The 12,847-nt window shown below is 36.2% G+C and carries 11 protein-coding genes; 1 reads left to right on the top strand and 10 read right to left on the bottom strand.

Features of this window, described 5'->3' with window-relative positions; translation table 11 throughout:
- Positions 1-64 precede the first annotated feature (64 nt).
- Both icd and citZ read right to left on the bottom strand, forming a co-directional pair.
- Positions 65-1,336, bottom strand: coding sequence for an NADP-dependent isocitrate dehydrogenase (icd, locus tag D8M05_RS11645; RefSeq protein WP_121131962.1), 1,272 nt, complete (start codon positions 1,334-1,336; stop codon positions 65-67).
- A 112-nt stretch (positions 1,337-1,448) separates the two neighbouring features.
- Positions 1,449-2,570 carry a citrate synthase gene (gene citZ, locus D8M05_RS11650; RefSeq protein ID WP_121131964.1) on the bottom strand — a complete coding sequence of 374 codons (1,122 nt, stop codon included), beginning with the start codon at positions 2,568-2,570 and terminating at the stop codon, positions 1,449-1,451.
- A gap of 372 nt (positions 2,571-2,942) precedes the next feature.
- On the opposite strand from citZ, the gene ytvI reads away from it, so the two are divergent.
- On the top strand, positions 2,943-4,049 hold the full coding sequence (ytvI, locus tag D8M05_RS11655; RefSeq protein ID WP_121131966.1) for a sporulation integral membrane protein YtvI: 1,107 nt from the start codon (positions 2,943-2,945) through the stop codon (positions 4,047-4,049).
- A 6-nt stretch (positions 4,050-4,055) separates the two neighbouring features.
- On the opposite strand, the gene D8M05_RS11660 is transcribed toward ytvI, so the two are convergent.
- From D8M05_RS11660 to D8M05_RS11695, 8 genes are all read right to left on the bottom strand, one after another.
- Positions 4,056-4,445 (bottom strand): FxsA family protein, encoded by a 390-nt coding sequence (locus D8M05_RS11660; protein WP_121131968.1) that lies wholly within the window; start codon positions 4,443-4,445, stop codon positions 4,056-4,058.
- Positions 4,446-4,548: 103 nt separating this feature from the next.
- Positions 4,549-6,309 (bottom strand): pyruvate kinase, encoded by a 1,761-nt coding sequence (gene pyk / locus D8M05_RS11665; RefSeq protein ID WP_121131970.1) that lies wholly within the window; start codon positions 6,307-6,309, stop codon positions 4,549-4,551.
- Positions 6,310-6,340: 31 nt separating this feature from the next.
- Positions 6,341-7,303: a 6-phosphofructokinase gene (gene pfkA / locus D8M05_RS11670; RefSeq protein ID WP_121131972.1), complete on the bottom strand. Its 963-nt coding sequence runs from the start codon at positions 7,301-7,303 to the stop codon at positions 6,341-6,343.
- A gap of 294 nt (positions 7,304-7,597) precedes the next feature.
- Positions 7,598-8,554, bottom strand: coding sequence for an acetyl-CoA carboxylase carboxyl transferase subunit alpha (accA, locus tag D8M05_RS11675; RefSeq protein ID WP_121131974.1), 957 nt, complete (start codon positions 8,552-8,554; stop codon positions 7,598-7,600).
- Positions 8,551-9,414 carry an acetyl-CoA carboxylase, carboxyltransferase subunit beta gene (gene accD / locus D8M05_RS11680; RefSeq protein ID WP_121131976.1) on the bottom strand — a complete coding sequence of 288 codons (864 nt, stop codon included), beginning with the start codon at positions 9,412-9,414 and terminating at the stop codon, positions 8,551-8,553. The genes accA and accD overlap by 4 nt, the downstream gene beginning before the upstream one ends.
- A 166-nt stretch (positions 9,415-9,580) precedes the next feature.
- Positions 9,581-10,204 carry a FadR/GntR family transcriptional regulator gene (locus D8M05_RS11685; protein WP_245985320.1) on the bottom strand — a complete coding sequence of 208 codons (624 nt, stop codon included), beginning with the start codon at positions 10,202-10,204 and terminating at the stop codon, positions 9,581-9,583.
- Positions 10,205-10,223: 19 nt separating this feature from the next.
- Positions 10,224-11,462 carry an NADP-dependent malic enzyme gene (gene ystJ / locus D8M05_RS11690; RefSeq protein WP_121131978.1) on the bottom strand — a complete coding sequence of 413 codons (1,239 nt, stop codon included), beginning with the start codon at positions 11,460-11,462 and terminating at the stop codon, positions 10,224-10,226.
- Between the two features lie 322 nt (positions 11,463-11,784).
- Positions 11,785-12,795, bottom strand: a complete 1,011-nt coding sequence (locus tag D8M05_RS11695; RefSeq protein WP_121131980.1) for a multicopper oxidase domain-containing protein — start codon at positions 12,793-12,795, stop codon at positions 11,785-11,787.
- Positions 12,796-12,847: the final 52 nt, after the last annotated feature.

The raw sequence follows: 12,847 nt of genomic DNA on the forward strand, positions 1-12,847 counted from the left end.
TATAAATAGGTAAATCAAATAAATTGATTTACCTATTATCTAACACTTATTTATGAGTAAACATTTACCCCATATTTTTTATTAATTCATCAGCAAATGCAGAACATTTCACTTCTGTTGCACCATCCATTAAACGTGCAAAATCATATGTTACAACTTTGGATGCAATGGTTTTATCCATAGATTCAGTAATTAAATCTGCCGCTTCTCTCCATCCTAGATGTTCAAGCATAAGTACTGCTGAAAGAATAACGGAAGATGGATTTACCTTATCTAGACCAGCATACTTAGGAGCAGTACCGTGTGTCGCTTCGAAAATAGCATGTCCAGTGTCATAATTGATGTTTGCCCCTGGTGCAATACCAATCCCACCCACTTGTGCAGCTAAAGCGTCAGAGATATAATCTCCATTAAGGTTCATAGTTGCTACTACATCAAATTCTTTCGGACGAGTAAGAATTTGTTGTAAGAAAATATCTGCAATAGAGTCTTTAACTAGAATTTTCCCTTCTGCTAATGCTGCATCTTGTGCTTTGTTTGCTGCATCTTTTCCTTCTTTTTCAACGATACGATCGTATTCAGCCCAAGTGAATACTTTATCACCAAACTCAGCTTCAGCTACTTCATATCCCCAATTCTTAAAAGCACCTTCTGTAAATTTCATAATGTTACCTTTATGTACAAGCGTAACACTCTTACGTCCTTCATCAATTGCATATTGGATAGCAGAGCGTACCAGACGACTAGTCCCTTCTTCAGAAACTGGTTTCACACCGATACCTGAAGTTTCTGGGAAGCGAATATTCTTAACACCCATTTCTTCTTTTAAGAAATTAATTACTTTCTTCACTTCATCTGAACCTTTTTGCCATTCAATGCCAGCATAAATATCTTCAGTGTTTTCACGGAAGATAACCATATCAACATCTTCTGGACGTTTAACTGGTGATGGAACACCTTCAAAATAACGAACAGGACGTAAACAAGTAAATAAATCAAGTTCTTGACGTAATGCCACGTTTAAAGAACGAATTCCTCCACCAATTGGAGTAGTTAAAGGCCCTTTAATAGCAATTTTGTATTCATTAATCTTATCCAATGTATCTTTTGGTAACCATTCACCAGTTTTATTATAAGCCTTCTCACCAGCGTATACTTCTAACCATTCAATCTTTTTTGTTCCGTTATAGGCTTTTTCTACAGCAGCTTCAATCACTCTACTAGAAGCAGCCCAAATATCAGGACCTGTCCCGTCTCCTTCAATAAACGGAATAACTGGGTTATTTGGTACTTTCATTTCCCCATTTTCTACGATAATTTTTTCTCCTTGTGACATAAACAAATACCTCCTAATTGTTATACAAGGCAAATAGCTGGTATAACACAGCTATTTGCTCTTTTCTTGATTGATTTATATAAAATTATATAAAACGCTAAAAGAATAGTAATTATCCACGTTGTGCAATTGGAATGTATTGTTGCTTGTCTGGTCCAATATATCCAGCACGTGGACGAATTAAACGATTGTTTTCATATTGTTCTAGAATATGAGCTAACCATCCTGATGTACGGCTCACTGCAAAGATTGGTGTAAACATATCGTAATCAATTCCTAAGCTGTGATACACAGATGCACTATAGAAATCTACGTTTGCTGGTAGTCCTTTGTTTTCTTTAACATATGCTTCAATCTTAACAGACATGTTATACCATTTTTCTTGCCCCGTAATTTTCGTTAACTGTCTTGACATTTCTTTTAAATGTTTGGCACGAGGATCTCCATTACGATATACGCGGTGGCCCATCCCCATCACTTTTTCTTTATTTCCCAGTTTCTTTTCTATATATGGAATTGCATTTTCTTCTTCGCCAATTTCTAAAAGCATTTTCATAACGTTTTCATTTGCTCCACCATGAAGTGGACCTTTTAATGCGCCAATAGCTGAAGTAATTCCAGAATAAACATCAGATAATGTAGCAACACATACCCTAGCAGTAAATGTTGAAGCATTAAGTTCATGATCTGCATGTAATACCAAAGCTTTATCGATTGCTTCTATTTCAATTTCGTTTGCTTCTTTTCCATTAAACATATAAAGGAAGTTTTCCGCATAACTTAAATCCGCTTTAGGCTTGACAGGTTCTAAACCTTTTCGAATTCTGGAGAAAGCAGCTACGATTGTTGCGATCTTCGCTTGAATTTTTAGTGCCTTCCGTCTATTCGCTTCTGTTTCCATCACATCTGCTTCATCATCGTAAAGACCTAAAAGCGATACAGCTGTACGCAATGCTGCCATCGGGTGCACTTTTGTTAAATCATAAGATTTCAAGTGACTATACACAGCTTCTGGAACTTCCATGTTGTTAGCAATCTCTTTCTTAAAAGCATCTAATTCCTTTTGATTCGGTAGTTTAAGATTCCATAACAAGTAGACTACTTCTTCAAAACACGTATTTTCAGCCAAATCATCGATAGCATAACCAACATATGTTAATTGATCATCAATAATAGAACTAATTGATGTTTCAGATGCTACTACCCCTTCTAGCCCTTTAGTTGATGTTGTCATAAGAAACCTCTCCTTTTTCTATATATTGTTATTAAGAAACAACATTACGACAATATTTATAAGTTGTATTCTATTTCCGCTATCCCCACATAGCAGAATATATATAACTAACAATCTTTTAATCTATAACATTATAGGAAATTTATAAATATTGCCTTCCCCTGTTTCAATTATAAAGTATTATACGTGTTATGTGAAATGAAAACGTTTAATTTTTTAAAATTAAAATAAAAAGTTGTTTATAATACAGTTTGGTCTCGCTATATTATAAGGAATGAATCTGAGGGTTTTCTTCCATTTACTTCTATTCTTGTTCATTACATCATATGTAATTAATAAGCAATAATTCGTACAGGCTTTGGGGGAACCAATATGTCAAATAAATATTTAATGATTAGTTTTCGTTTTGTAATCGTAGTCCTATTCATTCTATCAAGCTATTATTTCTTATCTTACAGCTTAACCTACATTTATCCGTTAATTATAGCTATCATTCTAGCAACAATAATGAATCCTAGTGTGTCTTTCTTACAAAGGAGATTCAGAATACCCCGCGGTTTAGCCACATTTCTTGTCATTATAACTATTTTTATCATGTTAATGGGGACTCTATTTATCATTATTTCAGAACTATATCAGGGCACCGTATATTTAGCAGAAAAGGTCCCAATCTATTTCCATCAATTTTTATACTTTCTCGAATCCATTTTTAATACATTTATCCTTCCGGCTTACGAGAAGATTTTATCGATTTTTCTAACCTTAAATCCTGAACAGCAATTAACAATAAAAGATACGATTAATAATCTGACCAACTATCTATCATCAACAGGGACGAGGCTCCTACAGGATACATTAGAATTTATAACAAAATTTCTATCTACACTGCCTAATTCTGTTACCGTTCTTATTTTCATCATATTTGCTGCCTTTTTAATTACTGCTGATTGGGATCATTTAAAACAACAATATAAGAAACTAATACCTACAAACATCAATGCTTCAACAAGTAATGTAGCTAATCATCTAAAGAAATCGTTCGTTGGTTTTGTAAAGGCACAGTGTATCCTAATCTTTATATCGGGATGTCTCATTTTCATTGGCTTATATTTACTACAAATTGAACACGCTTTAACAATTGCCGTTTTTGCTACGCTCGTAGACTTAATCCCATTAATTGGGACGGGTATTATTTTTGTACCGTGGATAATTTATTTATTTCTTGTGGGGAATTATACTCTTACTATCGGTTTGACAATACTGTATATGATTGTCGTTGTTGTTCGTCAAGTGATAGAACCAAAAGTCCTCTCGTCTAATATAGGAATACACCCTTTATTAGCACTTGTTGGATACTTTTTTGGATTTCAACTGTGGGGAGTACTTGGAATAATCATTGCACCAGCAATATTAATTTTAATAAGTGTACTTCATCAATCTGGTATTTTCAAATGGGTATTAAACTTTATTAAGGGATAACAATGTCTACCATTTACGATAAATAATTGAACCATTATCTATTTTACGTTTAATATATGTTGAAATGACATGCTTAAGTGGTTTCCTTGTAAGGGGTAAGACAAGAATAAATCCTATTGTATCGGTAATGAATCCTGGAGATAGTAAAAATATACCTCCAATTAAAATGCAAATACCATCAATAATATGTTCGGTTGGAGCTTGTCCTTTATTTATAGATATTCTAGCACGTTTCCACGTGTCCATACCTTGATATTTCGCAATTGTAATGCCGATAATCCCAGTGAATAATATAAGCAAAACAACCCACCATGGACCAATAATCCCACCAATCCACAGAAATACACCAATTTCCGATGCAGGTACTATTAATAAAGCTAATAAGAGCCATCGCATATATCTTACATCCTCTCATCAATTATAATAACATTCTTATAATTAATTTTAAAAGAAAAATCGGCCAATATGCCGATTTTTCTTTCACATCTCAAGTTTAAATTTATAAAACCTTTGCATGCCCATTATAAATGTCGCCACTTGTTCCATCAATTGTCACATCTTGGCCGTCTGATAATAGTTCAAAAATATTATTTACGCCAACGATAACCGGAATCCCTAAGCTAAGTCCTACAACAGCAGCATGTGAAGTCAAACCACCCTCTTGCGTCACAAGGCCACCTGCTTTTTCAATTGCTGGCATCATGTCACGATCTGTACCATATGTTACAAGGATGTCTCCTTCTTCTACTTTTTCATTTGCTTCAGCTGCATTTTTTGCGGTAACGACTTTTCCATATGCACTATGTTTACCAATACCTTGGCCTTTAACAATTACATCACCGATAATATGAACTTTTAGTAAGTTCGTTGTTCCACTTTCTCCAACTGGAACACCTGCAGTAATAATGACACGGCTCCCTCTTTGACATAAACCATTTTCTAGCCCACTGTCTACTGCAATATCCAACATTTCATCTGTAGATTGCGCTACCTTCCCCATAACTGCATGAACGCCCCAAACCAATGCTAGTTGACGATTCACTTGATCAGAGAATGTTACTGCAAGAATCGAAGCTTTTGGTCGATATTTCGATATCATTCTCGCTGTAAATCCACTTTCAGTCGGTGTAATAATTGTGTCAATATTTAAGTTCATTGCTGTATGAGAAACGGATTGCGTAATTGCTTCAGTGATTGTCATATCAACATTTTTAGAGCGCTCATCTAAAATCGCTTTATGATCGAGTGCTGATTCTGCTTTTAATGCAATATTATTCATCGTCATTACTGATTCAACAGGATAGCTACCAGCAGCGGTCTCACCTGAAAGCATAATTGCGTCCGTTCCGTCAAATATAGCATTCGCTACGTCAGATGCTTCTGCTCTTGTCGGACGTGGATTACGTTGCATCGAATCAAGCATTTGTGTAGCAGTTATTACTGGTTTTCCAGCATTATTACATTTCTTTATTAATGCTTTTTGCACAAGCGGAACATCTTCAGCTGGGATTTCAACACCGAGATCTCCTCTTGCAACCATCAAACCATCACTAACCTCTATGATGCTATCGATATTATCGACACCTTCTTGGTTTTCAATCTTAGGAATAATTTTAATTTGTACCGCATTATTCTTTTCAAGAACTTCTCTAATTTCTAATACATCTGAAGCTCTACGAACGAAAGATGCTGCAATGAAATCTACATCTTGCTCGATTCCAAATTCTATATCAGAGCGATCTTTATCGGTAATACCCGGTAAGTTAACAGATACGTTTGGTACGTTTACACCCTTTTTATTTTTAATTGTTCCACTATTTAATGCTGTCGTTTTAATTTCTCCAGCGGCTTTATCAACTGAAACAACTTCTAATTCAATAAGACCATCATCTAATAATATTTTAGAGCCTGCATGTACATCATTAATTAATCCATCATATGTTACAGAGAAGCGTTCAGCTGTTCCCTCTACTTCTTGCATCATGACAGAAACAGTACTTCCTTGGATAATTTCGTCCTGACCATTTACGAAATTGTTCGTTCTAATTTCTGGACCTTTGGTGTCTAGAAGTAGTGCAACAGTTTTTCCTTTGTTCTCTGCTGCTTTACGAATATTTTTTATTCGTGCACCATGTTCTTCATAATCCCCGTGGGAAAAATTTAACCTAGCAACATTCATTCCAGCATCAATTAGTTTTTCTAACGTTTCAATTGATTCTGAAGCAGGACCAATTGTACAAACGATCTTTGTATTTCTCATAGTTTTCTATTTCCTCCTCAGGGTGAATCGATTATATCGATAATTCTTTAGATAAATTATACATATCTTCGTTAATATGATGTTTTAGTGAAAGTATTTCATTAATATCATAATCAACGAGTTTATTATTTTGAATACCAACCATTCTACCTGCATTACCATTTATTAATAGTTCTACAGCTTTTGCTCCTAGTCGACTAGCAAGCACACGGTCTTGTGCTGTTGGAGAACCTCCACGTTGAATATAACCTAAAACCGTCACACGTGTTTCTAGGTTTGTTTCTTTCTTAATACGTTCACCATATTCGAACCCACTGCCAACACCTTCTGCTAAGACAATGATACTATGTTTCTTCCCACGCTGATGCCCACGCACCAATCGGTCACAAACATCCTGAAACGGTTCTTCCTTCTCTGGGATAATAATACTCTCTGCACCACCCGAGAGTCCAGCCCATAAGGCAAGATCCCCTGCATTTCTTCCCATTGTTTCAATAATATATGTACGTTCATGAGAAGTTGCAGTATCGCGAACTCTATCAATCGCCTCGATAACCGTATTTAGAGCCGTATCAAAACCTATTGTAAAATCTGTACCTGCAATATCATTATCTATCGTACCAGGAACACCGATACATGGAAATCCTTTCTCGGTTAGCTTTTTAGCACCACGAAAACTTCCATCTCCGCCAATCACAATTAATCCTTCTATCCCGTGTTTCTTCATTTGTTCGATAGCTCTCTGCTGACCTTCGTCTGTTTTAAACTCTTCACTTCTTGCAGAATATAAAATGGTACCACCGCGTTGAATAATGTCCCCAACAGATCCTAAATCCATTTTCGACATATTCCCTTCCATCAACCCTTGGTAACCATACTTCACACCATAAACTTCTACATCATGATATATTGCTTTTCTAACAACAGCGCGAATCGCAGGATTCATACCAGGAGCATCTCCGCCACTCGTTAATACGCCTATTCGTTTAACCATTTTATTCACCTCAATAGATACATTATTTTGATTATTATAAAACTGTATCAAACATAACGAACAAACTGTACTATATCAATATATATAGTAAAACCCTACATTCTAAAGATAAGATAAAACAGTTTAAATATCAATCATTACCACAGAAAAAAGTCGAAAATAGTAATATTCAGAACTAAAAGCGTTTCCAAATTAGAAATGTGCAAGTGATATCAACTACTAACAAAATTTTATATCACCTAAGCAATAAGTAAAGGCTGACAATATACATTATCAACCTTTACTTAAATGAGATTACAGCAATTTGTAATCTCCTATTCTTTTGTATTTTTCCCATCTTTTCTCAAGTAATTCTCCCGAAGAAAATTCTGATAAGTATGTCAGGGATTCTGTGAGCACTTTATCAATCATTTGTGCTTGTCCCTCCACATTTTTATGTGCTCCTCCTTTTGGTTCTGGAATTACTTGATCAACGACGCCTAATTCTTTTAAATCAGCCGCAGTAATCTTCATTGACTCTGCCGCTTTTTTTGCTAAATTTGCATCCTTCCATAGGATAGAGGCTGCTCCTTCTGGCGATATAACCGAATAGGTAGCATTCTCTAGCATATGAATATGGTCACCCACACCCAACGCTAACGCTCCGCCACTACCTCCTTCTCCAATAACGATACAGACAACGGGAACAGTTAGACCTGCCATTTCCATCAGATTTCTAGCAATTGCTTCACTTTGTCCTCGTTCTTCTGCAGCCTTACCTGGATACGCACCTTTGGTATCAATAAAACAAACAATCGGACGACCGAATTTCTCCGCCTGTTTCATGTGTCTAAGTGCCTTCCTATACCCTTCAGGATGTGGCATACCGAAGTTTCTACGAATATTCTCTTTCGTATCTTTCCCTCTTTGATGACCAATAACTGTAATTGGTTTGTCTTTATAAAAGGCAATTCCAGATACAATCGCTGCATCATCACCAAAGGCACGATCACCGTGAAATTCGATAAAGTTAGTAAACAGCTTTTCGATATAATCTAACGTTGTAGGTCGCTCAGAATGTCTAGCCATTTGTACGCGATCCCAAGGCTTCAAGTGACCGTATATATCATTTTCCAACTCAATTAATCTATTTTCAAGTGTTGAAATTTCCTCTGTTAAATCAATATCACTATCTTCCGTGAATTTCTTTAACTCTACAATCTTTTCTTTTAAATTAACAATCGGCTTTTCGAAGTCTAATACTTGCTTCATGTCTTATTTCCACCTTTCTGATGCATGATGAGCAATGTTGTTAAAAGTTCTTTCATATCATGCCGGTGGACAATCTTATCTAATTGACCGTGTTCCATTAGAAATTCAGAGGTTTGAAAATCATCGGGAAGTTTCTCTCGAATGGTTTGCTCTATTATTCTTCTCCCAGCAAATCCTATTAAAGCTTTTGGTTCAGCAAAATTATAATCACCAATTGATGCGAAGCTAGCTGACACTCCACCTGTAGTTGGGTGTGTCATAACAGAAACCATCAAGCCACCTTCATTACTAAATCGCTTAATCGCTACAGACGTTTTAGCCATTTGCATTAAACTTAGTACACCTTCTTGCATTCTAGCGCCACCAGAAGCTGTATATATAATAAAAGGTAATGATTCTTTTCTAGCTCTCTCTACTGCATTTGCTATTTTTTCTCCAACCGCACTCCCCATACTTCCCATACGAAAAAAAGAATCCATAACGGCGAATGCTGTATCTTGACCATTGATTTGACCACGGCCGGTTACAACACCTTCATTCAATCCCGTCTTTTCACGGTCTTTTGCTATTTTTTGCTCATATTCTGGGAAATCTAATGGGTTTGATGAGGTGATTTGTTCATCCCATTCCTCGAAGGTTTCTTCATCAAATAAACTTTCAATACGCTCCCACGCCGTTAGGGGGTGATGATGATTACAATTTGGGCAAACATTTAATGCTTTTTTCAATTCTTTCCGATAGTATATTTTTTTGCATCCGGTACATTTTTGCATTAACCCCTGTGGGACATCAATTTTACTCTGTTCACTAGGAATGGTTGCATATTTCTTGCGCTTGGTGAATATGTCTTTCAGCTGCAAGCTAACTCCTCCTTCACTTTCACAACCTATACGAAAATTAGGTAATGCACTTTATCAATCATATCAAAATAAAATAAAAAATGTTGTCAAAATAAGTCGACAGCATAATAGAAAATAGAGAGTAGAGAGTAAAGATACAATAATCTATCTTCAGATAGGTTGAATCCTATTTCCTCTTAAAACGCTTCATAAACAAGTCTTCAATGGTTGAATAAGTTTTGTTTTCATAGATTTGTATTAATTCTATATATAATGATTTATCATACACTTGCTCATCTAGTGTAGATGAGAATTCCTCCATCAATGACCAAATTCTTTCTAAAAGGATAATATCTGCTTTCATAAAAAGATGGCGAAAGAAAGAACGGTGCTTATCTTTAAGAAGACTAGAGGGATTATGAATAATCTCCTCTAGTTTTAGAATATCTGTATCCGTAATATGAAGAAATGCTGCTTTTGCAGCTTCCTTTTCAATAATATGCTTGGACAAAATCAGATTACCCTTTATTTCCTTTTCTCTTAAAATAAAGGAAGCTAAAATTTCAACTGACTGTAACGAACGATAGGAACTAAGGAATGTCCCTTCGCCAGGACTTGTCTCAATTATCCCTAACAATTCCAACGCTCTTAGCGCTTCACGAATAGATGACCTACTAGCTTGTAGTTTCTCTGCCAGTTCCCTTTCGGAGGGAAGTTTATCTCCAGGATTCAGGTGATGGATTTCTATATAGGAACGAATTTGTTGCAATACTCCTTGATAAACTTTCTGATTACGCAAAGTCACAGCCACTATTCACTCCCTAAGACCATTAGTTCTCTTCGATATTCGTTAATTTTCTCGTTTTCTCAGCAACTTCCTCTGGATCAATTTTCACTCTTGCGACGCCAGAATCCATTGCTGCCTTTGCTACACTTTTAGCAACAATCGGCGCAACACGAGCATCAAAAGGTGCTGGAATTACATAATCATCATGCAATTCATTATCTGAGATTAATGAAGCAATTGCCTCTGCTGCAGCAACTTTCATTTTCTCATTTATACGAGTAGCCCTAACATCTAGAGCACCTCTGAATATTCCCGGAAAAGCCAAAACATTATTCACTTGATTCGGAAAGTCAGAACGTCCGGTACCAATTACTCTCGCCCCAGCTTCCTTCGCATCTTCTGGCATAATCTCTGGATCAGGATTTGCCATTGCAAAAATAATCGCATCATCACTCATTTTCTTAACCATCTCTTTAGACAGAGCATTAGCGACGGAAACACCAATAAATACATCTGCACCTTCAAGTACTTCATCAAGTGAGCCAGCAATTTTATTTCGATTTGTAAATGCGGCAACTTCATCTTTTACAGGATTCATCCCTTTTGGTCTACCCTCATAAATAGCACCTTTAGAATCACACATAATCATATCGTGAACACCGAAACTTTTTAGAAGTTTAATAATCGCGATTCCTGCTGCCCCTGCACCACTCATTACGACTTTTATGTTAGAAAATGTCTTTCCAACAAGTTTTAGAGCATTGATTAAACCAGCAACCGTAACAATTGCCGTTCCATGTTGATCATCATGAAAAATAGGTATATTTGTTTCGTTTTTTAAGCGTTCTTCAATAATAAAACAATTCGGAGCGGCAATATCTTCTAAATTAACGCCACCAAAATTCGGTTCCATCAATTTAACTGTTCGGACGATTTCATCTACATCATGTGTTGCTAAACAAATAGGAAAAGAATCTACTCCAGCGAATGTTTTAAATAACACCGCTTTTCCTTCCATTACAGGGAGCGCTGCTTCAGGTCCGATATTTCCTAAACCTAATACAGCGGAACCATCACTTACGACTGCTACCATGTTTCCTTTCATCGTATAATCATAAACTGTTTCTTTGCGATCAAAGATTTCTTTACATGGCTCTGCAACACCTGGTGAATATGCTAGACTTAAATCATTTGCATTTCTCACCGGTACTTTTGATTGAACGGATAATTTCCCCTTATTAACCTTATGCATATGTAGCGCTTCGTCTTTAAAGCTAGCCATATCGTTATTTTCGCCCCTTTATAATGATAAAAATAGAATAATTTACAATGATATATGGATATATTTAGGTGGTCAGACCACCTATAATGCTACCATTATAACAGATGAATCGTATCTGTAAAGTATTGTAACCAAATAGTTTATGTCTACCTTACCTTTTCATACCCGAATTATCAACCAGTTGGCAAAGCATTACTTTTTTTATTGCAGCATATTTTCATCTTCCAAATTTTTATCAATCACAACAAATAATATGAAAAGAATCTACATAATAAAAATAAGCCACCTCCTCAAAGTTATGGGAGATGGCTTATCTCTATACCTATTCTGTTACGACTAGCTTACCAGCAGCGCCTTTTTGTACATGATTAAATTGGTGAGTAACAAATTTATAAGTTCCTGCTTCTTTGACTGTAAATTCTACTACGGCTCCTCCACTAGCTGGAAGGCCAACCGTTTGCATTCCTTCCATATGGTTTGCTGGGTGTCCGTCTATATACACATCATCAAAAACTGTTCCAATTACATGGAAGCTACTTACTTCATTTGGTCCGACGTTATTAATGTAGAAACGGATTTTTTCTCCGACTTTAGCTTCTAGTGGTTCATCAATAAGTGCTCCAACTGTTCCATTTGTATTAACTTGTCCTTCATGTAATGCTTTTGCTGAGAAAACCACTTGTGAAGGTTCCTCATTTGTCATATCATTTAAGTCATTGTACTTATACCATTCGTTTTGAACAATTACAAATTCCCTATCTACTTCATCATCGGTTGGGTAACCATCTTGTGGCGTGACAATAATGACGCCATGCATACCATTCGCAATGTGAGAAAGAACTGGATCCGTACCGCAGTGATACATAAATACACCAGGACTAGAAGCTTTGTATACAAATGTACCTTCCTCATTAGGAGCAACATCAGCAAAGGCTTTATCAGGTGCAGCGTGTACAGCATGGAAGTCCATACTATGCGGAATAGACGGGTCCATATTATCTAAGGTAAAGTGAATAGTGTCTCCTTCTTCTACAACCACTACTGGTCCAGGTGCTTCTCCGTTAAATGTCCAAGCTTTATAATTGTTATCTTTATCAATTTCAATATCAGTTATTTGTGATGTCATCCTAACAAATACATCTGAACCTTCACGATTTATTTCAAGAGGAACAGGTTCTTGATTTAAATCTTTGTGCGCTGGAATAACTTCGACAGTTGCTTCCTCTGCACTAACCGTCTGTACGTCTTTGTCAGGTTCCACTTCTTCATTCCCACAAGCAGATAACACCAATGCAGTACTAACTAAGCCAACTCCAATAAGTTTTTTTAGCATAACGCTCACCTCATCTTTTTATTAGATAAGGTGTACCACTCAGGTATATATC

It is taken from the genome of Oceanobacillus bengalensis, from assembly GCF_003628445.1.
Classification (GTDB): Bacteria; Bacillota; Bacilli; order Bacillales; family Amphibacillaceae; genus Oceanobacillus; species Oceanobacillus bengalensis.